The 21,511-nt window shown below is 68.4% G+C and carries 23 protein-coding genes; 15 read left to right on the top strand and 8 right to left on the bottom strand.

All coding sequences use genetic code 11. The features are described from left to right. Positions 1-33 precede the first annotated feature (33 nt). The 9 genes from ABL308_06490 to ABL308_06450 all read left to right on the top strand — a co-directional run bounded on the left by ABL308_06490 (position 34) and on the right by ABL308_06450 (position 10,141). Positions 34-927, top strand: coding sequence for a class I SAM-dependent methyltransferase (locus tag ABL308_06490; protein XBQ17525.1), 894 nt, complete (start codon positions 34-36; stop codon positions 925-927). Between the two features lie 41 nt (positions 928-968). Further along, positions 969-2,306 (top strand): transcription antitermination factor NusB, encoded by a 1,338-nt coding sequence (locus ABL308_06485; GenBank protein XBQ17524.1) that lies wholly within the window; start codon positions 969-971, stop codon positions 2,304-2,306. 71 nt (positions 2,307-2,377) lie between these two features. Continuing rightward, positions 2,378-3,040, top strand: a complete 663-nt coding sequence (rpe, locus tag ABL308_06480; protein XBQ17523.1) for a ribulose-phosphate 3-epimerase — start codon at positions 2,378-2,380, stop codon at positions 3,038-3,040. 21 nt (positions 3,041-3,061) lie between these two features. Further along, positions 3,062-4,798: a heparinase II/III family protein gene (locus tag ABL308_06475; GenBank protein ID XBQ17522.1), complete on the top strand. Its 1,737-nt coding sequence runs from the start codon at positions 3,062-3,064 to the stop codon at positions 4,796-4,798. Positions 4,799-4,893: 95 nt separating this feature from the next. Continuing rightward, positions 4,894-6,489, top strand: coding sequence for a bifunctional phosphoribosylaminoimidazolecarboxamide formyltransferase/IMP cyclohydrolase (purH, locus tag ABL308_06470; GenBank protein ID XBQ17521.1), 1,596 nt, complete (start codon positions 4,894-4,896; stop codon positions 6,487-6,489). Then, positions 6,489-7,253, top strand: a complete 765-nt coding sequence (locus ABL308_06465) for a dienelactone hydrolase family protein (protein XBQ17520.1) — start codon at positions 6,489-6,491, stop codon at positions 7,251-7,253. Before purH ends, ABL308_06465 begins: the two co-directional genes overlap by 1 nt. A gap of 122 nt (positions 7,254-7,375) precedes the next feature. Further along, positions 7,376-8,779 (top strand): dihydrolipoyl dehydrogenase, encoded by a 1,404-nt coding sequence (gene lpdA, locus ABL308_06460; protein ID XBQ17519.1) that lies wholly within the window; start codon positions 7,376-7,378, stop codon positions 8,777-8,779. Positions 8,780-8,868: 89 nt separating this feature from the next. Then, positions 8,869-9,432 (top strand): GNAT family N-acetyltransferase, encoded by a 564-nt coding sequence (locus ABL308_06455; protein XBQ17518.1) that lies wholly within the window; start codon positions 8,869-8,871, stop codon positions 9,430-9,432. Positions 9,433-9,499: 67 nt separating this feature from the next. Continuing rightward, positions 9,500-10,141, top strand: coding sequence for a LysE family translocator (locus tag ABL308_06450; protein XBQ17517.1), 642 nt, complete (start codon positions 9,500-9,502; stop codon positions 10,139-10,141). On the opposite strand, the gene ABL308_06445 is transcribed toward ABL308_06450, so the two are convergent. After that, complete coding sequence (locus tag ABL308_06445; GenBank protein ID XBQ17516.1) at positions 10,124-10,861, bottom strand: Crp/Fnr family transcriptional regulator; 738 nt, start codon at positions 10,859-10,861, stop codon at positions 10,124-10,126. The two genes, ABL308_06450 and ABL308_06445, sit on opposite strands and share 18 nt — an antisense overlap. 189 nt (positions 10,862-11,050) lie before the next feature. On the opposite strand from ABL308_06445, the gene ABL308_06440 reads away from it, so the two are divergent. Genes ABL308_06440 through ABL308_06430 form a run of 3 tightly spaced genes read left to right on the top strand, consistent with a single transcriptional unit; the run spans position 11,051 to position 14,605 of the window. After that, a complete protein-coding gene (locus ABL308_06440; protein ID XBQ17515.1) occupies positions 11,051-11,446 on the top strand; it encodes a hypothetical protein in 396 nt (131 codons plus the stop codon). Between the two features lie 55 nt (positions 11,447-11,501). Next, positions 11,502-13,904: a DNA topoisomerase (ATP-hydrolyzing) subunit B gene (gene gyrB / locus ABL308_06435; protein XBQ17514.1), complete on the top strand. Its 2,403-nt coding sequence runs from the start codon at positions 11,502-11,504 to the stop codon at positions 13,902-13,904. Beyond that, positions 13,901-14,605 (top strand): hypothetical protein, encoded by a 705-nt coding sequence (locus ABL308_06430; GenBank protein XBQ17513.1) that lies wholly within the window; start codon positions 13,901-13,903, stop codon positions 14,603-14,605. The genes gyrB and ABL308_06430 overlap by 4 nt, the downstream gene beginning before the upstream one ends. 316 nt (positions 14,606-14,921) lie before the next feature. On the opposite strand, the gene ABL308_06425 is transcribed toward ABL308_06430, so the two are convergent. From ABL308_06425 to ABL308_06410, 4 genes are all read right to left on the bottom strand, one after another. Continuing rightward, positions 14,922-15,473 (bottom strand): PIN domain-containing protein, encoded by a 552-nt coding sequence (locus ABL308_06425; protein ID XBQ17718.1) that lies wholly within the window; start codon positions 15,471-15,473, stop codon positions 14,922-14,924. A 10-nt stretch (positions 15,474-15,483) separates the two neighbouring features. Further along, the gene (locus ABL308_06420; protein XBQ17512.1) at positions 15,484-15,696 is read right to left on the bottom strand and encodes a hypothetical protein; all 213 of its coding nucleotides are present in this window, start codon (positions 15,694-15,696) and stop codon (positions 15,484-15,486) included. Beyond that, complete coding sequence (locus ABL308_06415; protein XBQ17511.1) at positions 15,693-16,997, bottom strand: AAA family ATPase; 1,305 nt, start codon at positions 16,995-16,997, stop codon at positions 15,693-15,695. Before ABL308_06415 ends, ABL308_06420 begins: the two co-directional genes overlap by 4 nt. Positions 16,998-17,065: 68 nt before the next feature. Continuing rightward, the gene (locus tag ABL308_06410; protein ID XBQ17510.1) at positions 17,066-17,488 is read right to left on the bottom strand and encodes a hypothetical protein; all 423 of its coding nucleotides are present in this window, start codon (positions 17,486-17,488) and stop codon (positions 17,066-17,068) included. Between the two features lie 178 nt (positions 17,489-17,666). Here ABL308_06410 and moeB point away from each other — a divergent pair, with 178 nt between their 5' ends. Then, on the top strand, positions 17,667-18,410 hold the full coding sequence (gene moeB, locus ABL308_06405) for a molybdopterin-synthase adenylyltransferase MoeB (GenBank protein ID XBQ17509.1): 744 nt from the start codon (positions 17,667-17,669) through the stop codon (positions 18,408-18,410). Here moeB and ABL308_06400 read toward each other — a convergent pair. The 3 genes from ABL308_06400 to ABL308_06390 all read right to left on the bottom strand — a co-directional run bounded on the left by ABL308_06400 (position 18,361) and on the right by ABL308_06390 (position 19,782). Next, on the bottom strand, positions 18,361-18,603 hold the full coding sequence (locus ABL308_06400) for a hypothetical protein (GenBank protein XBQ17508.1): 243 nt from the start codon (positions 18,601-18,603) through the stop codon (positions 18,361-18,363). The genes moeB and ABL308_06400 overlap by 50 nt on opposite strands. A gap of 86 nt (positions 18,604-18,689) precedes the next feature. Beyond that, the gene (locus ABL308_06395; GenBank protein XBQ17507.1) at positions 18,690-18,896 is read right to left on the bottom strand and encodes a hypothetical protein; all 207 of its coding nucleotides are present in this window, start codon (positions 18,894-18,896) and stop codon (positions 18,690-18,692) included. After that, a complete protein-coding gene (locus ABL308_06390) occupies positions 18,883-19,782 on the bottom strand; it encodes an MBL fold metallo-hydrolase (protein ID XBQ17506.1) in 900 nt (299 codons plus the stop codon). Before ABL308_06390 ends, ABL308_06395 begins: the two co-directional genes overlap by 14 nt. 495 nt (positions 19,783-20,277) lie before the next feature. Between ABL308_06390 and ABL308_06385 the strand changes: the two genes are divergently transcribed. Both ABL308_06385 and fabA read left to right on the top strand, forming a co-directional pair. Then, a complete protein-coding gene (locus tag ABL308_06385) occupies positions 20,278-20,850 on the top strand; it encodes an SH3 domain-containing protein (protein XBQ17505.1) in 573 nt (190 codons plus the stop codon). Between the two features lie 130 nt (positions 20,851-20,980). Then, positions 20,981-21,511 carry a 3-hydroxyacyl-[acyl-carrier-protein] dehydratase FabA gene (fabA, locus tag ABL308_06380; GenBank protein XBQ17504.1) on the top strand — a complete coding sequence of 177 codons (531 nt, stop codon included), beginning with the start codon at positions 20,981-20,983 and terminating at the stop codon, positions 21,509-21,511.

Below are 21,511 nucleotides of genomic sequence, written 5' to 3'. Positions count from 1 at the left end.
AAGGTCAACTCAGCCGATTGTCAGGAAAGTGTCATGCCGGACGGAAGCGCGCCCGAGACTCTAGACAAGACCGGGAAGTCTGACTTTAACGCGATTTATAGCGCGCCAGACCCGCGTAAATACTTCAATACATTGCGCCGTCACGGCTATGTGATCCCGGAATCGGCGTATCAGGTCTTCAGCTCGATTTACAAGGCCTACCGCAAGCAGCGCGGCGCCCACCGGCTGCGTGTGATCGACGTTGGATGCTCGTACGGCATCAATGCGGCGCTGCAAAAATACGGGCTCAGTCTCAGCGAGCTCGAAGCGCGCTACGCCGCCTTCGCCGCCGAGGGGCTGAGTTCGGACGAGGTCCTCGAGCGCGACCGGAACTGGTTTGCGAGCCGGCCGGTGATCAACGATCTCGTCTTCACGGGTCTCGACAGCGCCGCTCCGGCGATCGACTACGCGGTGCGCACGGGTCTGCTCGATTGCGGGCTCAGCACCAATCTCGAAGCCGGCGAGCCGCTGCCGCAGGGCTGGAGCGGGCTCGGGGGCGCAGACCTCGTCATCTCCACAGGCGCGATCGGCTATGTGACAGAGAAGACCTTCCAGACCCTGGCCGACGCCGCGCAGGCGCGGCCCTGGATCGCGAGCTTCTGTCTGCGCCAGTTCGACATCACGCCGATCGCCCGGGCGATGACCTCGCGCGGCTATGTGGCCGAGAAGCTCGAAGGCCGGGTCTTCCCGCAGCGCCGCTTCACCGGCCCGAAGGAGCGCGACGGCGCGCTCGGCCGGCTCGCCGAGATCGGCCGGGACGCCACCGCGCTTGAGGAGTCCGGCTGGTACGCAGCGGAATTCTATTTGTTGCGGCCCAAGGAAGAGGCCGAATCCGCCCCGCTCGACGGGCTGGTGGACACCGCGACGCTTCCCGCGGCGAAGCTCTGAGCGCTGGCGCGGGCAGGCGGGGCCGTGCTAACGCGGCGACCATGTCTGCAAAGCCCGAACACACCCGGCCTCACGCCAACCGCTCGCTTCATCCCGCCCGCCAGGTCGCGCTGGCCGCGCTCGCCGGCGTGGTCGGCAAGGGCCAGACGCTGGAGGCCGCGCTTTCGGGGCGGCCCTCCTTCAAGCGCCTCGACGCCCGCGACCGCGCCTTCGCCCGCGCCGTGACCACCGCGGCGATCCGGCGTGCGGGCGCGCTGCAGGCGGCCCTGGACGTGCTTTTAGACAAGCCGCTTCCGGAAAAGGCGTTCAGCGCCCGGCTGATCCTGCTTCTGGGCGCGGCCGAGCGGCTGATCCTCGATACGCCGCCGCACGCCGCGGTCGACGCCTGGGTCTCGGTGATGGACGCCTCGCCGGAGAGCCGAAGGTTCAAGAACCTGGCGAACGCGGTGCTGCGCCGGGTCGGCGAGAAGGGCCGGGGCGCGTTCAAGGGCTCAGATCCGCTGGATGATCTGCCGCAATGGTGGGCCGAACGCTGGGTCGACGCCTGGGGCGAGGACACGGCGCGGGCGATGACGGCGGCCCGCTCCGGCCCGCCCCCGCTCGATCTGACGCTGAAGCCCGGCGTGGATGCGAACCAGCTCGCCGACGCGATCGGCGGGGCGGTGCTGCCCGGCGGCACGGTGAGGCGGCAGACCATCGGCGCGGTCGAGGACCTGCCCGGCTACGCCACCGGGGACTGGTGGGTGCAGGACGCCGCCGCCGCCCTGCCCGCGCGCCTGCTCGCGCCCAGGCGCGGAGAAACCATCGCCGATCTCTGCGCTGCGCCGGGCGGCAAGACGATGCAGATCGCTGCGAGCGGCGCGCAGACCATCGCGGTCGACGCCTCGCCCAAGCGCCTGAAACGGCTGGAAGACAATCTCGCGCGGGCGGGCCTGAGCGCCCAGATCGCCGCCGCCGACGCAGCCGAGTGGACGCCCGAAGCGCCGCTGGACGCGGTGCTGCTGGACGCGCCGTGCACGGCGACGGGCACGCTGCGCCGCCGCCCCGATGCGGTCTACGCCAAGCAGCCCGGCGACGTGGCCTCGCTGGGGCCCATCCAGTCCAGGCTTCTGGACGCGGCCTACGCCATGCTGAAAACCGGCGGGCGGCTCGTCTACTGCGTCTGCTCGCTCGAACCCGAAGAAGGCGAGGACCAGATCGCCGCCTTCCTGAAACGCACCCCCGAGGCCCGGCTCGACCCGGTCCGCCCCGAAGAAATGCCGGAGCTGGAAGAGGCGATCACCGCCGAGGGCGCAGTGCGCACCCGTCCTGACATGTGGGCCGACAAAGGCGGGCTCGACGGCTTCTTCATCGCCCGGATCGTCAAGCCGGCCCGGTGATGAACCTTGCGTTCACCTGACGCCGCAGCGCGTCCTTGCCCCGGTCCGGACCCGCTGGTATCCGATTGGACATGCCTGATCCGGTGATCATCTCGCCTTCGATTCTGTCTGCGGACTTCGCGCGGCTGGGCGAGGAGGTGAAAGCCGTCGACGAGGCGGGGGCGGACTGGATCCATGTCGACGTGATGGACGGCCATTTCGTGCCGAACCTGACCATCGGCCCGAACGTCGTCAAAGCGATCCGGCCCTGGTCGAAAAAGCCCTTCGACGTGCACCTGATGATCAGCCCGGTCGACGCCTATATCGCCGATTTCGCCCAGGCTGGCGCCGATCTGATCACCGCCCATCCCGAGGCGGGACCGCATTTTCACCGCACAGTCCAGACCATCAAGGCGAACGGGGCGAAGGCCGGCGCGGCGCTCAATCCCGGCACCGGGCTTGAAAGCATCGACCATGTGCTCGACGAGCTCGATCTGGTGCTGATCATGAGCGTCAATCCCGGCTTCGGCGGGCAGAGCTTCATCACCGGCCAGCTTCGCAAGATCGAGGCGCTGCGCCAGATGATCGATTCCCGCGGCCTCGCCACGAAGATCGAGGTCGACGGCGGGGTGAACCCCGAAACCGCCAAAGCCTGCCGCGAGGCGGGCGCGGACGCGCTGGTCGCGGGCTCGGCGGTCTTCAAGGGCGGGCCGGACGCCTACGCCGCCAATATCGCTTCCTTGCGAGGAGGCTGACCGGTGGCGGCGGGGCGGCACGTGACGGCGGCGGACCTGGCCGCGGCTGCGGCCCGGCGGATCCGCCGTGAAAGCTCGGACATCGCAAACGCGCTGGCGGTCTATCGCATGCCCGCCCTGTCGGGCCCTGCCCCCGACGCGCTGGCCGCCACACCCGAACCTCTGATCAAGGGCGACAAGGCGCGCGGCGCGGCGATCCTGGCCGGACGCTTCGCACTGTGCGGAGAGAGCCTTCAGGTCGAGCCCGGCGAAAGCGTCTGGGACCGGCCCGCCCCTTCGCGCCGCTTCGCCGAGACGCTGCACCGGTTCGGCTGGCTCGCCGATCTTCTGGCGCTGGACGACCCCGAAGCGACCGAGCGCGCCCGCGCGCTGGTCGACGACTGGATCGACCGGTTCGGCGGCTGGAACTGGTTTTCCTGGGAGCCGCGCGTGCTCGAAGGCCGGGTCCGCGCCTGGCTGCTGGCCGGAGAGGCGCTGTTTTCCGGCGAGGACGGCCCGGTGCGCCTGCGCGCCCTGGCCCGGCAGTCGCGCCGGCTCGCGCGCGCCCTGCCCGTGGTCGAACCCGACCGCACGCGGCTGGACGCTGCGATCAGCCTGGCGCTGGCGGTGCTGTGCCTGGGGCTGCCCCCGCGCACGGCGGTGAAGGCGGGCGCGCAGCTCGCGGCGGCCCTGGACGCGCAGATCCTGCCCGACGGCGGCCATGTCAGCCGCAACCCCGAAGCCGCCGCAGAGATCCTCGTCGCGCTGACCGAGCTCGACCGGACCGCCGCTTCGGCGGGTCTGGAACTGCCCCAGAGCGTGCGCCGCGCCATGGACCGGATCGCCGGCTTCGTGCGCTTCGCCCGTCTGCCCGGCGGCGCGCTCGCAGGCTTTCACGGCGGCGGGGAAGGCCCGATCCGCGCGGTCGAAGCCGCGCTCGACCATCTCGGCGTCGCCAAGAAGGCCAAGGCCGGCTTCAACGTCGCGCCGCACTCGGGCTATCACCGGGCCGAGGCCGGCGGCGCGATCGTGATTCTGGACGCGGCCGGCCCGCCGCCCGGCATGCACGCAGCGGATTATCACGCCAGCGCGCTCGCCTTTGAATTCGCAGCGCCCGGCGGCCGGGTCGTGGTCAATTGCGGCTGGTCGGCCGATCAGCCCTCGCCCTGGCGCGAAGCGGTCCGCGCGACTGCGGCGCACTCGGCGCTGACGCTTGAAGAAACCAGCGCCTCGCGCCTTATCGGCGCGGGCTGGCGGCGCGATCTTCTGGGCCCGCGCGTGGCGCACGGCCCCGACCCGGTGAAGGTCCGCCGCAACGAGGAAGATCTCGGCGTCTGGCTGGAGGCCAGCCATGACGGCTATCGCAAGCCTTACGGGCTGAGCCTGAGGCGGCGGCTGTTCCTGGCCGTCGACGGCGGCGATCTCAGGGGCGAGGACGGGCTGTTCCGCCCGGTCGAGGACGGCGCGCCGGACGATCCTGAAAAGCGGCTGCGCTACGCCATCCGCTTTCACCTGCATCCTGACGTGCGCGCCTCGCTGTCGCGCGATTCGATGAGCGCGCTTCTCGTGCTGGCCAACGGCGACGGCTGGCGGTTCAGGACCGACGGCGGGCCGGTCAGGCTCGAACGCAGCGTCTATCTGGCCGCCGGCGCGCCGCCCAAGCGCTCCACCCAGCTGGTGATCGTCGGCGAGGCCGAGCCCTTCGGCGGCGGCGAGCGACCGCCCAACCGCGTGCGCTGGGCCTTCCAGCGGCTTGGCCGGGTCGGCGCTGCGGGATAATCTGAACCGGTCCGGCGCCCGCGCGCTTCATCCGACACAGCGGCCGTGCTAAGCGCGCGCCTCCCCTCGATTATTCAGCCAAGGCCTGCAGTTTCATGGAAGACCTTCACCTCGCGCCGGTCCGCCGCGCCCTGATTTCGGTGTCCGACAAGCAGGGCCTGGCCGAACGCGCCCGCAAGCTGGCCGCGGCCGGCGTCGAGCTTCTGTCCACCGGCGGCACGCTGCAGGCCCTGCGCGATGCCGGGCTGGAAGCGAAAGACGTCTCAGAAGTCACCGGCTTTCCCGAGATGATGGACGGACGGGTGAAGACGCTGCATCCGCGCGTGCATGGCGGGCTGCTGGCCCGGCGCGACCGCGAGGACGATCTGGCCTCCATGGCCGAGCACGGCATTCCCGAGATCGACGTGCTGATGGTCAATCTCTACCCGTTCGAGGAGACCTCGCGCTCGGGCGCGGGGATCGAGGCCTGCATCGAGAAGATCGACGTGGGCGGGCCGGCGATGATCCGCGCCGCGGCGAAGAACCACCGCTTCGTGGCGGTGTGCTGCGACATGCGCGATCTCGACAAGGTGCTGGAAAACATCGACGCCCATGAGGGCTGCACCACGCTGGAGACCCGCCGCCATCTCGCCGCCAAGGCGTTCGCGCGCACCGCGGCCTATGACGCGGCGATCGCCGCCCGGCTGGACCCTGAAGTGGAAAAGCCCGCGCGCAGCTGGTTCGCCGTGGGCGGCCCGCGCCTTCAGAAGCTGAGATACGGCGAGAACCCCCATCAGGACGCCGCGCTCTATCAGACCACCGAAGCGCGCCCCGGCGTCGCCTCGGCCCGTCAGGTGCAGGGCAAGGAGCTGAGCTTCAACAATATCGCCGACGCCGACGCGGCGTTCGAACTGGTCAGCGAGTTCGACTCCGAGGAGAGCGCGGCCTGCGCCATCATCAAGCACGCCAATCCGTGCGGCGCGGCGGTCGCGGCCGACCTCGCCACGGCCTATGAGCGCGCCTTCTCCGGCGATCCGGTGAGCGCGTTCGGCGGCATCGCCGCGTTCAACCGCAAGATCGACGCGGAGACCGCCGACCAGATCACGAAGATCTTCACAGAAGTGGTGGTCGCGCCCGAGGCCGATCAGGCCGCGCTCGACATACTGTCGGCGAAGAAGAACGTGCGCGTGCTGCTGACCGGCGGCCTGCCCGATCCCCGCCAGCCGGGCTGGACTGTGAAATCGGTCTCCGGCGGGCTTCTTGTGCAGGAGCGCGACGCCGGCCACGTCCGCAGCCAGGACCTCAAGGTCGTCACCGAGCGTCAGCCCGACGAGGACGAGATGGCCGACCTCCTCTTCGCCTGGCGCATCGTCAAGCATGTGAAATCGAACGCCATCGTCTTCGCCAAGGGCGGCTCGACCGCCGGGGTCGGCATGGGCCAGACCAGCCGGGTCGAGGCGGTGCGCCTGGCCGCCCGCAAGGCCGAGGACGCCGCGCAGGAAAACGGCTGGGACGCTCCGCGCACCAAGGGCGCGGCGCTGGCGTCCGACGCCTTCTTCCCCTTCGCCGACGGGCTGAAGGAAGCCATCGCGGCGGGCGCGCGCTGCGTCATCCAGCCCGGCGGCTCGGTGCGCGACACCGAGGTGATCGAGGCGGCGAACGAGGCGGGTATCGCCATGATCTTCACCGGCATGCGCCATTTCAGGCACTGATGCGCACAGCCCTCGCCGCCCTGGCCGCGACGGCCCTGTCCGCCTGCGCCAGCGCGCAGGACATACCCGCGCATACCGAGATCCGCCTGCCCGAGGGCGCGGACGGCCCGGTTCCCGCCGCGGTGATGATCTCGGGCTGCGGCGGCGTGCAGGCGGTGCAGGACACCTACGCGGAGACCGCGCTCGAGAACGGCTGGGCGGCGGTGATCGTGGACAGCCACGCCGCGCGCGGCATCGGCCGGGCCGGGGCGCTGAGTTTTGTCTGCACGGGGCTGTCCCTGCGCGGTCAGGAGCGCGCCGCGGACGTGTTCGCCGCGCTCGATCTCGTCGCGGCCAACGACCGGCTAGATGAGACCGAAGTCGTCCTGATCGGCTGGAGCCATGGCGGCTGGACGATCCTCGACGCGATGGCTGAAGCGGCGAAGCCTGGTTCCGAGCGCGAGTTTGCGGGCGTTCAGTCCGCCTTCCTCCTCTACCCCTATTGCGGCGGCATCATCGCCGCCGACCGCGACCCGATCGGCGATCCCTTCCCGGTGACGATGCTGCTCGCAGGCCGGGACGTGATCGCCCCGCCGGGCGACTGCCGCAAGCTGGCCGAGCGCCGCAGCGCGGAAGGCAGCCGGATCGACATCGTCGAAGAACCGGGCCTCACCCACGCCTTCGACAGCGACACCCACCGCTTCGACCCGCGCATGGCTTACGACCCCGAAGGCGAGGCCCGGGCGCTCGCCCGCTTCGCCGCCATGCTGGCCGAGGCGGATTAGGACGGTAAGGCGCCCGACGCCGCCTTCGCCGCATTGACCGTAGCGCGGCCCGGTTTAGGGTGCGCGCCAAACCTCCTCGGGGCGCGTCCTGCGCCCGGCTTTCTTCTGAACGGTGAGCGGAAATGGCGGACCAATTCGACGTCGTGATCATCGGGGCGGGCCCCGGCGGATATAACTGCGCGATCCGCGCGGGCCAGCTGGGCCTGAAGACCGCGATCATCGAAAAGCGCGGCACGCTGGGCGGCACCTGCCTGAACGTGGGCTGCATCCCCTCAAAGGCGCTGCTGCACGCGTCCGAGCTTTACGAGGAAGCGGAGAAGAACTTCGCTTCGATGGGCATCAAGGTGAAGGGGCTCGAACTCGACCTGCCCACCATGATGGCGCAGAAGGACGACGCGGTGAAAGGCCTGACCCGCGGCGTCGCCGGGCTGATGAAGAAGAACAAGGTCGAAGTCTTCGAAGGCTTCGGGCGCATCACTGGCGAGGGCGCGGTGACGGTCGAAGGCTCTGACGGGAAAACCACCGAGCTCAAGACCAAAAACATCGTCATCGCCACCGGCTCTGAAGTCACCCCGCTGCCGGGCGTGGAGATCGACGGCGAGCGCGTCGTCACCTCCGACCACGCCATCGCGCTGAAAGAGGTCCCGAAAAAGCTCGTGCTGATCGGCGCGGGCGTGATCGGGCTGGAGCTGGGTTCGGTCTGGCGCCGTCTGGGTTCGGAGGTCACCGTGGTCGAATACCTCGACCGGGTGCTGCCCACCATGGACGGCGAGGTCTCCAAGACCGCCAAGAAGCTGTTTGAAAAACAGGGCATGAGCTTCAAGCTCGGCCGCAAGGTGACCGGCGTCGAGAAGCTCAAATCCAAGCTCAAGGTCACGACCGAAGCCGCCGCGGGCGGCGAGGAAGAGACGCTGGACGCCGACGTGGTGCTCGTCTGCATCGGCCGGCGGCCCTACACCGAGGGGCTGGGCCTGGAGACCGTCGGGATCGAGACCGACAAGCGCGGCTTCATCCCCAACGATCACTGGAAGACTAGCGCGGACGGGGTCTGGGTGATCGGCGACGCCACCACCGGCGCCATGCTCGCCCACAAGGCCGAGGACGAGGGCGCGGCCTGCGCGGAACGCATCGCCGGCAAGCATGGCCATGTGAACTACGACGCCATTCCGAACGTGGTCTACACCTTCCCCGAGATCGCCTCGGTCGGCGCCACTGAAGAACAGCTGAAAGAGGCCGGCCGCGAATACAAGGTCGGCAAATTCCCCTACATGGCCAATTCGCGCGGGCGCACGAACCACCAGACCGACGGGTTTGCGAAAATCCTCGCCGATGCGAAGACCGACGAGATCCTGGGCGCGCACCTGGTGGCCCCGCACGCCGGCGAGATGATCGCCGAGCTGGCGCTGGCCATGGAGTTCTCCGCCTCGTCCGAAGACGTCGCGCGCACCTGCCACGCCCACCCCACCCTCAGCGAGGCGATCCGCCAGGCCGCCATGGGCGTGGAGGGCTGGACGATGCAGATGTGAGGCGCCGAACATCGTTCTAAATCGTTCCGTCCGCGTGTTAATCGTCATAAATGTCTGCTAACCGGCGCACGGGCGCCGAGGAGGACGGCATGGACGAGCGCGTGAGTGACGACCGGTTGGAAGTCCGCACCGGACGGCTGCGGCTCGTCGCGATCGACGCCGAGCTGGCCCGGCTTCAGATCGCGGACCGCGACGCCTTTTTCGACGCTGTCGGCGCGCAGAGCGAGGCGGTCTGGCCGCCCGTGCCCGAAGACGCGCCCAGGCTCGCCGAGAAGCTGGACATCCTCCAGAAGAACCCCGATGAGCGCGGCTGGCGCGGCTGGGTGTTTCTGATGGGCTGGACGCCGGGCGGGCTCGACCGGGCGGTGGGCACGGGCGGGTTTTTCGGCCCGCCCGACGAGACCGGCGCGATCGAGATCGGCTACGCCATGGCGGCGAGCTTCCGCGAGCAGGGCCTCGCCACAGAGGCGGTGAGCGGGCTTCTGGACTGGGCGTTCTCCCACGCGAACGTCAAGCGCGTCACCGCCTGGACCGAGCCGCATCTGACCGCCTCGCGCCGGGTGCTGGAAAAGACCGGCTTCACCGAAACCGGCGAAAGCCCCGGCCCGGACGGCCGCCCGCGCGTGGGCTACGAGCGCCTGCGCGAAGACTGAGGCCGCCCGAACGCCGCCCTGACTGCGCCGCTTCCCCGCGCCGAGCTGCCAGGCTAAGTCGCAGCCCATGACCCTCGCCTCGCTCGCCGCCTTCGCCGGCGCCATCTTCGTCCTGTTCTTCACGCCCGGCCCCGGCAACGTGGCCATGGTCGCGCGTACGCTCGACGCGGGGCCGGTGCACGGCTTCGTCTACGGGGCGGGGATCATCACCGGTGACATTTTCTGGCTGACGGTCGCGGTGTTCGGCCTCGCCGCAGCCGCCGACGCCGCGCAGGACTACGTCGCTTGGTTCTGGGTGGTGAAGCTCGCCGGCGGGGCGATCCTTTTCTGGTTCGCATGGGGCGCGTTTCAGAGCTTCCGCCATCCAGGGCCGGGCGCTGGCGTGGTTGCGGAGCGCGCGCGCCTGTCGAGGCGCGGGCTTGCAGCGACCTATGCGGCGGGCGTCGCCATGCCGCTGACCAATCCCAAGCCCATCGTATTCTATCTGTCGCTGCTGCCGGCCTTCTTTGATCTCAGCGCGGTCACGGCGGCGAACTATGCGGCGATGATCGCGATCATGCTGGCGATGTACGCGATCACCGCGAGCGTGCATGTGGGCCTGGCCCACCGCGCCCGGCACTGGCTCGCGGCGAAGGGCGTCAAGCGATGGGCGGACCTGATCACGGCCGGCGTGCTCGCAGGCGTCGCGATCCTACTGCTCGTTCGATAGCGGGCCGGGTCCGGGAGCGGGAAACAGCCGGCCCTCGCGCGCCGGGATCGGCTGGATGTGCAGATAGCGGTCGTCGTACTCGGCGATGGCCTCCAACGCCTCCAGATCAAGGATTCGAAGGTGCCGATCGTCGGCCGCCACGCAGCCGCGATCCCTGAGCGCACGCAAGGAGCGGGACACGTGCACGCGCGACAGGCCGACCGCGTCGGCGAGCGTGCCGTGACCCACGGGGAAATCCAGCCGCCCCTCCTCCGCGACGCCGACCATGCGCTGGCGGCGGTAGAGTTCGAGGATCAGGAAGGCGATGCGGCTGAGCGCGGGCTGACGGCCGATCTGGATGATGTGCTCGCGCAGGATCGATTCCTCGACCACCGCGCCCCAGACCAGCGCATTGAAGATCGCCGGCCGGTCGTTGATCGCTTCGATGAAATCGGTCGCGGCCGTCTCGATCACGGTGAGCTCGCTGACGGCGCTGACCGTGTGGTCCGAGCTCGCCTGAACCAGGCCCTGAAGATCGAAGAAATCGCCCGGCAGCATGAAGTTCACGATCTGCCGGTCGCCGTTATGAAGCCGCCGATACCGCACGGCCCAGCCCGATTCGATCCAGTAGACCCGGTTCAGGCGGGCCTCCTCGGCGGTGACCACCTCCTTGGGGCCGAAGCGGCGCACATGCGTGCGCAGCGCGCCGAGCCGGTGACGGTCGGAATCGGTGAGCTGCATGTAGGATTCAAGGCGTCTTTGGAAGGCGGTGAGCATGGCCTGGCCGGGGATTGTTTCGATACGAAACCATAAAAGCCGGGCCAAGCGGTGCAAGTGCCCCCGGGGCCAAGACGCGTAACCCAGGTTACTGCCGAGCCGGACGGAGCGGATTACCGTCGCGCATATAGATTATTCGGAGTTCTGATCGCCATGCCGCGACGCCTGCTCATTCTCGAACATCAGATCGTCATCGCCCTGGACATCGCCGAGCGCGTGCGCGCATTGGGCTGGCTCGTGGCCGGTCCGTTCAACACCAGCGCCGGCGCGCTCGAATTTCTTGAAACCGGCCGTGTGGACGCGGGGCTGATCGATCTGTCGGCACGCCCCGAATGCGCCAGCGCTCCGGTCGCCGAAGCGATGGCGCGCGCCGGGATGCCCTTCATTTTCACGAACTCGCACGGCGGCCGGTTCGCGCTGGATTTTCCGGACGCGCCGCGGCTCGAGAAACCTTACGGCGACGAGGATTTCCTCGATGCGGTCCGCGTGCTCGAGGACCGATTGACCCTGCGCCCCGCGTCCGCCCCGCCCGCCGCAGATCCCGCTTGAGCGCGCGCTGATCGCAGACATGGCCTCGCGCGTGCGCGCGCGTTAGAAAGGGGCCATGTCTGAGAACCCGAATCAGGAATACGGCGCGGAGTCCATCAAGGTCCTCAAAGGGCTGGACGCCGTGCGCAAGCGCCCCGGCATGTATATCGGCGACACCGACGACGGCTCGGGTCTCCATCACATGGTCTACGAGGTGGTCGACAACGCCATCGACGAGGCTCTGGCCGGCCATTGCTCGCAGGTCACCGTGACGCTGCACGCGGACGGCTCGGCGAGCGTGACCGACGACGGGCGCGGCATCCCCACCCAGATCCACAAGGAAGAGGGCGTGTCTGCGGCGCAGGTCATCATGACCCAGCTGCACGCGGGCGGGAAATTCGACCAGAACTCCTACAAGGTCTCCGGCGGCCTTCACGGCGTGGGCGTGTCGGTGGTGAACGCGCTGTCGGACTGGCTCGACCTGACCATCTGGCGCAACGGCCGGGAGCATTTCATGCGCTTCCGCCGCGGCGAGCCGGAAAACGGCCAGGACCTCGCAGAGCGGGGCGACGCAGGCGGCAAGAAGGGCACCCAAGTGCGCTTCATGCCCAGCGAGGAGACCTTCTCCGACATCAATTTCGACCGGCACCGCCTGCAGCACCGGCTGCGCGAGCTGGCCTTCCTCAATTCCGGCGTGAAGATCGTGCTGCGCGACGAGCGCGAGGCCGAGCCCGTCGAGGAGGTGATGGAGTACGAGGGGGGCGTGGCCGCCTTCGTCAAGCATCTCGACCGCACGCGCAGCGCGCTCTTCCCCGAGCCGGTGCTGATCGCCGGCGAGCGCGAGGGCGTCACCGTGGAAGCCGCGCTGCAGTGGAACGACGGCTATCATGAAAGCGTGCTGTGCTTCACCAACAACATCCCCCAGCGCGACGGCGGCACGCACCTGGCCGGTTTCCGCGGCGCGCTGACCCGGGTGATCAACCAGTACGCGGCCACCTCCGGCGTCGCGGCGAAAGCCAAGGTCGCCATCACCGGCGACGATGCGCGCGAAGGGCTGACCTGCGTTCTTTCGGTGAAGGTGCCCGATCCGAAATTCTCCTCCCAGACCAAGGACAAGCTGGTCAGCTCGGAGGTGCGCCCGGCGGTGGAAAGCGCGGTCTACGACACGCTGTCTGAGTGGTTCGAGGAGCATCCCGCCGAAGCCAAGGCGATCGTTTCCAAGATCGTCGAGGCCGCCGCCGCCCGCGAGGCCGCGCGCAAGGCGCGCGAGCTGACCCGGCGCAAGTCCGCGCTCGACATCACGTCGCTGCCCGGCAAGCTCGCCGACTGTCAGGAGAAGGACCCGGCCAAGTCCGAGCTCTTCATCGTGGAGGGCGATTCCGCCGGCGGCTCCGCCAAGCAGGGCCGCAACCGCGAGAACCAGGCCGTCCTGCCGCTGCGCGGCAAGATCCTGAACGTCGAGCGCGCGCGCTTCGACAAGATGCTGGGCTCCGATCAGGTCGGCACGCTGATCACCGCGCTGGGCGCGGGGATCGGGCGCGATCAGATCGATTACGACAAGCTGCGCTACCACAAGGTCGTGATCATGACCGACGCCGACGTGGACGGCGCGCACATCAGAACCCTTCTTCTGACCTTCTTCTACCGGCAGATGCCCGAGCTGATCGAGCGCGGCCATCTCTACATCGCCCAGCCGCCTCTGTTCAAAGTCACCCGCGGCAAGTCCGAGCGCTACCTCACCGACCAGACCGAGATGGACAATTTCCTCATCGAGGAAGGCGCCAGCGAAGCGAGCCTGGAGCTCGATTCAGGCGAGGTCGTCTCCGGTCAGGACCTGGCCGAGCGCGTGAAATCGGCGCGCAGCGTGGTACTCAGCCTGCAACGGCTCGCCGCCCGCGCCCCGGTCTTCGCGCTTGAGGCCGCCGCGCTGTCGGGCGCGCTTCACCCCGACGCCACGCAGGACCAGGTCGACGACGCCGCCGCCCGCCTCGCCCGCGCCGCGGACGAGGGCGAAGACGGCTGGGTGGGCCAGCTTACGCCGGAAGGCGACATCGTGTTCAAGCGCGAAGTGCGCGGGGTCACCGAAACCGTGGTGCTCGACGACACGGTTCTGGCCAGCCCCGACGCCAAGCGCCTGTCAGAACGCGCCCGCGCGATCGCCGGCGACTATACCGGCCCGGCCAGTTTCAACGGCCGCGACGGCGCGGTGATCGTGCACACCCCGGCCGATCTGGTCGGCGCGGTCCAGCGCTCCGGCGCGAAGGGTCTGAAGATCCAGCGCTATAAGGGCCTCGGGGAAATGAACCCCGACCAGCTGTGGGAAACCACGCTCGACCCCGAAGCGCGCACCCTTCTGAAGGTCTCGGTCTCAGAAGCCGACACCGCCGACGAGCTGTTCTCCAAGCTCATGGGCGACGTCGTCGAACCCCGCCGCGACTTCATCCAGGAATTCGCCCTCGAGGCGGAGGTGGATGTTTGAGCCAGGAAGGTACCCAGAGTGAGCCGGGGCCAAATACCGCCCACGTTTCCGAACGATGGGCACAGATACGAGAAGATGTGTCGGCAGGGCTTTCCATTCAATATCAAGTTCGAAGCCTGAACGACTTTATCGAGAAACTTAAATCCATTGATTTAACGCGGTTACCGGAAGAAGAAAAAAGAGATATCGAAGAAGCGATATTCGCCTACGAATGGGGACTTGAATTTGACCTTCCCTTGGCAATGCGCGAGCGAGACGCGGTATTAGAGTATTGCAGAGAGCATGGGCGTCGAATTGTAGCCGCCGGCGAGGATCTGCTAAAGTTTGGCGTCAAAACCCTTATGATTTCGCATGGAGCGATTATTATAGCGGTGATAGGGTCCCTGTCTCAGGGTCAAAATGACTCTATAACTCCGCTTTTGGAAAAGGCAATTGCGTTCTCGCTACTTGGTTTTGCATTAGCTAGTATCGGACTCATCCGAATAACGCACCTATTCACCAATCTGGGTATTCAAATGACGGTTTTCGCCACGGGGTCGAAGACCAACGCTGAAATAGAAGAATTTTTCGAGGGCCTTAAACGAAACCGGGTTATGAACTTTTTAACAAACGACTTCCTAATGTATGCAAGCCTTACAGTACTTTTTTGTGAGGGCGTCTATACTATCTGGTACTTATTATTTAGTGGACTTGCGTTATAGCTTTCTTAATTTGCAAGACTTCACGGTGCCTCCCTTGCTTCCCGGCTACGCGCGTTCACGCGCAGCTAATCGGAAGCGAATAGGTTTCCGCGTTCGCGCACACGCCTCCTCCTCGTCATCCCCGCGAAAGCGGGGACCCAGTCCGGCATGGCCGCTGCTCTAGGTTCACTGGGGCCTGCCGGCCCGTTCGCCGCCTTCAATCGTTCCCCCGGAACGATTGATCGGCTGACGCCGACCAGCGCTCACTCCCGCTTCCGCGGGAATGACGAAGGGAGAGGGGCCAGAGAGAAACCGTCGCCGAGGGCGTTGTCGCCCCCTACCCCACACGCCCCGCCAGCCGCTTCAGTCTCGACCGCAGCAGCGCGTCGCGGAAGGCGTCTTCGTCCAGGCCCAGCCGCGCTCTGAGCGCGATGAGCGCCGCGGCGCCGGCCTCGGGGGCTGCGGCGAGGCGGTCGCTGAACAGGGCGTCGGAGCCCACCGCCGCGAGGCCCAGCGGGGCGAGGACGGCGGCGGGGAAATCCCTGAGGTTCTCGGTGACGATGTAACGCGCGCCGCCCGCGGCGGCGGCCTTGATCACGTGCTCGTCGCCGCGGTCGGGCAGCTTTCCCTCGACGCGGACATGAGACCATAGCGTCTCTGGCACGTCGGCCTCGGGGAAGCCGGCTTCAAGCTCGGTGAGCAGCAGCGCGGCTTCGCCCGCCCCGTCCCGGCCGGGCTTTTTTTCGACGATCTTGGCGTGGGCGTGACCCGCCTCCATCAGCACCGCGCGAGACCAGCGCGGATGGATCAGGCCGGCCGCCGCGAACGCGAGAAACACCTGCCGCCGGACCGCGCCGGCGAGCACGTTGGCGTCTGCAAAGACGGGTATGGCGGCGGGGCTAGAGATGGGGGCCGTCCAGTTTCGCCAGCCGGTCGAGCGCTTCGGCGCGGCGGCGGGCGAGCGCGTCTGCGGCGCGGTTCAGTTCGCCCGGCTCGATCTTCCAGCCCTCCCTGCTGCGCGTCGCGGCGACATGACCCTGCGCGATCAGCCGGTCGAGCCCGAACGCATCGACGCCCAGCCGGGCGCAGGCGGTGGTCTGGTCCGCGCTCATGCGTCCAGCGCCGCCGGGGCGGGATCGCAGAAGCTTCTGACCTCGAACAGGCGGGGATCGGTGATGATGTCGGTCGGACGCACGGCATGGCTGAGCTCCAGCCCCTCGAAGGTGCGCGCGCGCGATAGCGCCACATAGGCCTGGCCGTGCGCAAACAGCCGGCGGGAGACGTCCAGAAACACCCGGTCGAGCGTCAGGCCTTGCGATTTATGGATCGTCATCGCCCAGGCGAGCCTGAGCGGATACTGCGCGTACGAGCCGATCGTCTCGCGCTTGAGCGCGCCGGTCTTCGCGTCCGCCGCATAGCGCATGCGCTCCCAGCTGACCTTTTCCACTGTCACCGTCTCGCCGTTGACGAGCACCTTCACCCCGTCGGGGGTGAAGCCGACCACCTCGCCGATCGAGCCGTTCACATACCGCCCGCCCGGATCGTTGCGGATGGTCATCACGCGCGCGCCGGCCTTGAGGATCAGCGGGTCTTCGGTGGGGAAGAGGCGCGGATCGAACTCGCCCTCCACCTTGCCGGAAAACCCGCGCGGCTCGCCCAGAAGGCCGTCGAGCCGAGCCTGGTTGATGCGGGCGGCGGCCTCGTTGGTGGCGGTCAGGACGACATGGGTGGCCGACGCTTCAAGCCCGGTGCGCCCGGTCACCCGCTCGCCCAGCCGCTCGGACAGGTCGGGCGTGAGCTCGCCCTCGCGGACGGCGTTGAGGATCTCGACGAAATCGGGATCGGCCTGGCGGTGCACCTTGGAGAGCTCGACCATGGTGAAGCCTGCATCGCGAAAGCTCGGCGCATGGAAGAAGAAGGGCCCGCCGTATGTCTCCTCGAGGAAGGCCGCCTCCTCGCCGCGCGCGATCGGGGGCAGCTGGGCGAGGTCGCCCACGAGCACCAGCCGCACCCCGCCGAAGGGTTCGTTGCTGTCGCGATTGAGCCTGAGGGAGAAATCCACCGCCTGCATGAGATCGGAGCGGACCATCGAGATCTCGTCGATCACAAGGGTGGAGAGCGCCTGGATGGCGCGCGCATTGCGCACCCGGCGGATGTCGCCCGGCGTGATCAGGCGCGGGGGCAGGCGGAAGAAGCTGTGCAGCGTCTGCCCGCCCGCATTCATCGCAGCAACGCCGGTGGGCGCGAGCACGGCCGCACGCCCGCCCAGCCGGCGCAGAATGGCGCGGGTGACGGTCGTCTTGCCCGTGCCCGCCCGGCCGGTCAGGAACAGGTGCGCGCCGCCCTCGACTGCGAAGTCGACGACGGCCTGCTGCTGGGCGGTGAGCGTAGGGGCGGGAGCGGCGGCGAGCACGGCGGAGCGGTCCTTTCAGGCGGTCCGCCATGCTGGCCGCGTTCGCCGCCCCTGGCCAGCGCTACGGCTCAGTAGATCTCTTCGGCCAGGCAGGCGTCGCCGGAGAAGCGGAAGTCGCGCACGCGGCTGTCAGGCCCGATCACGAAGCGGGTCTCGCACTCGGTCCACCATTCGCGCGGCGGCTCGTAGACCGTGTCCTCGTACTGCTCGACGCGGGTCCGTTCATTGCCCTTGTCGTCGTAATACGTGATCCGGCGCTCACGCGGGATCGAGCGATACCCGCCCGGATCGTAGCGGCGCTCTTCGTTGAAATAGACCCAGATCTCGGAGCCGTCGCTCAGCTGGTCGCGCGCCACGGGCGGGCCCCATTCGAGCAGGATCGCATCGGAATGCGCGCCCACGAACTGCTCGACCTGCTGGCGGTAGCCTTCCGCGGTCGCACATCCGGCGAGAACTGCGGCGGCCGCCGCGATCATGATCAGACGTTTCATGGCTTCCCTCGTCTTCCTGTCCGGCGCATGGAGCGCCTGTCTGAGCTCGCGCGAGCGCGCAAGGCTCGACCTTTGAACCGAGTTTACTCTACATGGCTGAACCGGAGCTGACAGGAAAAAGGCCGGACGGAGGCGCGTTTTTCGCCTCAGACGTGTCCTGACCGCACGAAGGAGCGCCATGGCGATCGATCCCGAACGGCACGCCCGCCATATCCTTCTAAAGGAGATCGGCGGGCCGGGGCAGCAGCGCCTGTCGCGCGCCCGGGTGCTGATCGTCGGCGCGGGCGGGCTGGGCGCTCCGGCTGCGCTCTATCTCGCCGCGGCCGGGATCGGCGCGATCCGCATCGCCGATCCTGATCAGGTGAGCCTGGACAACCTGCAGCGCCAGATTCTCTACCGCACTGCAGATATCGGCCGGTCGAAGACCGAGGCGGCCGCGCAAGCGCTGACCGCGCTCGACCCGGCCGTCACGATCGAGCCCCGCCCGATCCGCGCGGACGCGGAAAGCCTGCCCGATCTTCTGGAGGGCTGCGATCTGGTGCTCGACGGCTGCGATGAGTTCCCGACGCGCTTCGCCGTAAACGCGGCCGCCATCGCGGCGCGGGTTCCGCTGGTCTCGGGCGCGGTGGGGCGCTGGGACGGCCAGGTCTCGGTCTTCGCGCCGCATCTGGGCGGGCCCTGCTACCAGTGCCTGGTGCCCGCCCCGCCCCCCGATGCCGAGCGCTGCGCGGAGACCGGAATCGTCGGCGCGCTGACCGGCGTGATCGGCTCGGCCATGGCGCTCGAAGCGATCAAGCTTACAGCGCGCGCGGGCGACGCGCTGATCGGACGGATTCTGATTTTCGACGGATTGGCGGGCGCGGCGCGAACGGTCAGGCTCGCTCGCGATCGGAGCTGTCCGGCCTGTTCGGCCGCCGGATGAGCCCGCCGCGCCTCAAGCGCAGCGCGGCCAGGAGCCCCAGCCCCAGCCCGGGCGCCAGTCCGTAGGCGAACCCCAGCCATAGATCGCCGCTGATCAGCGAAACCAGCACCCAGACGATCGCGCCCACCGCCAGAAACGCGGCGAGGGTGAGCCCGGCGCGCGGCGGTGTCGGCGATCGTTTCGGGTCGGTCATTGCGGTCTGCTCAGTGAAGCGCGTTCACCCAAGTCCTAGCACAGCCCGCCCGCCGGACAAGGAAAACCGGACCGGACAGGCCCGCTTCAGCGCCGCTTGAGCTTTTTCGCCTGATTGCGCGCATTGACCACGATGAACAGGTAGAACGCCGCGGCCACGACGAGCCCGACGATCGCGCCGGCGAGCGCCCCGTTCAGGATCACCGAGAACAGAAGGCCCAGGATCGCCGCGATGGCGAGGATCATCACGATCACGCGCCCGGGCGGAATGAAGATCGACTTACGGCGTTTCACCGGTGATATCCCTGTACAGCGTCCAGGTCATGCGCTCGGTCGTGATGAAACGCCAGTTCCAGTCCTCATGGAAGGGCGCGAGCGGATTCGCGCTGCGAACCTCCTCCCAGCCTGCGCCGTCTTCGACCATGTCCGCGACCAGAGCGCGGGCCTGTTCTAGCATGTCGGCGCTGGCGATCAGGTCCTCCCGGGTGGAAAGCGGGCCGTGGCCGGGAATGATCTGCGTCTCCGGCCCGGCCGCCGCAGCGACCGCACGGATGCCGGCGATCATCCCTTCGACCGTGCCGCCATTGTCGAGATCGATATAGGGAAACATTCCCGAAAACAGCAGATCGCCGGCGTGGATGACGTCCGCTTCGGGCCAGTGCACCCAGATGTCGCCTGCGGTGTGGGCGGACGGCGCGTGATGCAGCCGGGCGGTCAGCCCGTTCATCGTCACCGCGTCGCCGTCGGACACCGAGACCGTGGGCAGATAGCCGCCCGACAGCGGGTCCGGCGTCGATCCGGTGAGCTGCGAGGTGACGGGATTTTCAAGCGCCGGGCGCACGCTTTCATGGGCGATGATCACCGCGCCGCGCTCTGCGAAATACGCGTTGCCGCGCACATGGTCGCCGTGAAGATGGGTGTTCAGGACTAGATCGACGTCCGCGCCGCTGATCGCGCGCTGGGCGGCGTCCAGCGCCGGCGCGCTGCGCTCGAACTGGGTGTCGATCATGAACACCCCGTCCTCGCCCGCGCTGATCCCGACATTGCCGGCCATGCCGGTGGACAGCATGAAGAGCCCGTGGCCGAGATCGGTGGTCTCCACCTCGACCTCGTTCTGGGCGAAGGCCGGCGCCGCGGCGAGGCAGGCGGCCGCCAGGGCCGCGAGCGGGGCGAAGCGCATCGAGAGATCTCCCTTCGAACTGGCGTCGGCGGCGAAGATGGAGCGCGGCGGCGGCGAGGTCAAAGGCGAGACGGTCTGCGAACTCATGAAAACGAAAACGGCGCGCCGGGCGGGGGGCTCGGCGCGCCGCTCTCGGCGCCGGCGCTACGGAAGGGGGTGCGCGCCGGGCGCGCGGCCTAGCGGCCTTTGCCCGGCTTGCCGGCCGGCTTCTGGGCCGGTTTGGCGGAGGCGGGTTTGGCGGCGGGTTTCTGGCCGGGTTTGGACGGAGCGCCCATGGTCGTGTTCTTTCAACGGTGCGCCGGCGCGACGATCGCGTCGGACCCGCTACAGATGCGCCCGCCCGAGCCCCTCCGCAAGAGGGCGGAAGACCGCCATAAACATTTGATATTTGTTACAAAAGCCGGACCGGCGGACGCCCTGCCGGCGGAAGGTTTTCCGGGTATGCCGGCGCCGTCGTTTACCCGCGGTTCACCGCGGCGCGAGATCGTCTCGGCCATGGTCAGTTTCGTCCGCCTCCTCCTCGCGCTTTGCCTGCTCGCCGTGACCGCGCCGGCGCAGGCGCAGACCCAGTGCGACACCTTCTCCGGCCTGCCGGTGCCGCGATTCGTTTCGCTGCGATTCGACGAGGTGGTGGGCCGGTCGGGCCCGTCCGACCAGCACCCGAAAGCCTGGGTCTATCGCCGCGCAGGGCTTCCCGTGCAGGTGCTGCAGGAGACCCCGGACTGGCGCAAGGTGCGCGATCCCGGCGGCGAAGAAGTGTGGATGCACCGCCGGCTGCTGTCGGGCCGGCGCGCGGTCTGGGCGCTGGACGCGACCGATCTGCACGCGCGGCCCGATCCCGAATCGGGCCTTGTCGCCGTGATCGAGCCTCAGGCCGTGCTCTGGATGGAACGCTGCCGGCCCGGCTGGTGCCGGCTGGAGGCCGACGGCCGGCGCGGCTGGGCGCGGGCGGACGCGTTCTGGGGCGTGGAGCCGGCCGACACCGCGCCGCCGGGCGCGCTTGAGGCGGGGGCGGGGGCGTGCTACCGCTCCGATCCGCAGCGGGTCGACACGGCCGCTGCCGGATAGCGGCCGCCGGCGTTTGCGGCCGTGTGTATTTTCCTGATCGCGCCGGCGGAGCACCATCGGACGCCGGCCGTTTCGACAAGGCGCGATTTCAACGGTGATCCGGCCACGTCCGGACCGGCCCGACGGACCCATGACCGACCGCAAGAATTCATACACCTACGACGACCTGATCGCCTGCGGCAAAGGCGAGCTCTTCGGCGCGGGCAACGCCCAGCTGCCCTTGCCGCCGATGCTGATGTTCGACCGCATCACGCGGATCGACGACACCGGCGGCGCCTATGAGAAGGGCTGCATCGTCGCCGAACTCGACGTCGATCCCGACCTTTGGTTCTTCAAATGCCATTTCGAGGGCGACCCGGTGATGCCGGGCTGTCTGGGCCTTGATGCGATGTGGCAGCTCGTGGGCTTCTATCTCGGCTGGAGCGGCGGGCCGGGCAAGGGCCGCGCGCTGGGCGTGGGCGAGGTGAAGTTCACCGGTCAGGTGCCCCCGACGGTGAAGGAAGTGCGTTACGTCATCGACATCAAACGTGTGATCCGCAGAAAGCTTGTGCTCGGTATCGCCGACGGCCATGTGGAAGCGGACGGAACGCGCATCTACACCGCCAAGGACATGCGCGTGGGGCTGTTCCAGCCCGAGGAGTTGAAAGCGAGCGAGGTCTGA

It is taken from the genome of Oceanicaulis sp. (assembly GCA_040112665.1).
Taxonomy (GTDB): domain Bacteria; phylum Pseudomonadota; class Alphaproteobacteria; order Caulobacterales; family Maricaulaceae; genus Oceanicaulis.
Note: the sequence above shows the minus strand (reverse complement) of the source record. Positions and strands in the feature narration are given on the sequence as shown.

Bases quoted from the DNA above. Each gene is read 5' to 3' on its own strand.
- ABL308_06490 (XBQ17525.1), top strand. From the start codon at position 34: ATGCCGGACGGAAGCGCGCCCGAGACTCTAGACAAGACCGGGAAGTCT.
- ABL308_06485 (XBQ17524.1), top strand. From the start codon at position 969: ATGTCTGCAAAGCCCGAACACACCCGGCCTCACGCCAACCGCTCGCTT.
- rpe (XBQ17523.1), top strand. From the start codon at position 2,378: ATGCCTGATCCGGTGATCATCTCGCCTTCGATTCTGTCTGCGGACTTC.
- purH (XBQ17521.1), top strand. From the start codon at position 4,894: ATGGAAGACCTTCACCTCGCGCCGGTCCGCCGCGCCCTGATTTCGGTG.
- ABL308_06465 (XBQ17520.1), top strand. From the start codon at position 6,489: ATGCGCACAGCCCTCGCCGCCCTGGCCGCGACGGCCCTGTCCGCCTGC.
- lpdA (XBQ17519.1), top strand. From the start codon at position 7,376: ATGGCGGACCAATTCGACGTCGTGATCATCGGGGCGGGCCCCGGCGGA.
- ABL308_06455 (XBQ17518.1), top strand. From the start codon at position 8,869: ATGGACGAGCGCGTGAGTGACGACCGGTTGGAAGTCCGCACCGGACGG.
- ABL308_06450 (XBQ17517.1), top strand. From the start codon at position 9,500: ATGACCCTCGCCTCGCTCGCCGCCTTCGCCGGCGCCATCTTCGTCCTG.
- ABL308_06445 (XBQ17516.1), bottom strand. From the start codon at position 10,861: ATGCAGCTCACCGATTCCGACCGTCACCGGCTCGGCGCGCTGCGCACG.
- ABL308_06440 (XBQ17515.1), top strand. From the start codon at position 11,051: ATGCCGCGACGCCTGCTCATTCTCGAACATCAGATCGTCATCGCCCTG.
- gyrB (XBQ17514.1), top strand. From the start codon at position 11,502: ATGTCTGAGAACCCGAATCAGGAATACGGCGCGGAGTCCATCAAGGTC.
- ABL308_06420 (XBQ17512.1), bottom strand. From the start codon at position 15,696: ATGAGCGCGGACCAGACCACCGCCTGCGCCCGGCTGGGCGTCGATGCG.
- ABL308_06410 (XBQ17510.1), bottom strand. From the start codon at position 17,488: ATGAAACGTCTGATCATGATCGCGGCGGCCGCCGCAGTTCTCGCCGGA.
- moeB (XBQ17509.1), top strand. From the start codon at position 17,667: ATGGCGATCGATCCCGAACGGCACGCCCGCCATATCCTTCTAAAGGAG.
- ABL308_06400 (XBQ17508.1), bottom strand. From the start codon at position 18,603: ATGACCGACCCGAAACGATCGCCGACACCGCCGCGCGCCGGGCTCACC.
- ABL308_06390 (XBQ17506.1), bottom strand. From the start codon at position 19,782: ATGCGCTTCGCCCCGCTCGCGGCCCTGGCGGCCGCCTGCCTCGCCGCG.
- ABL308_06385 (XBQ17505.1), top strand. From the start codon at position 20,278: ATGGTCAGTTTCGTCCGCCTCCTCCTCGCGCTTTGCCTGCTCGCCGTG.
- fabA (XBQ17504.1), top strand. From the start codon at position 20,981: ATGACCGACCGCAAGAATTCATACACCTACGACGACCTGATCGCCTGC.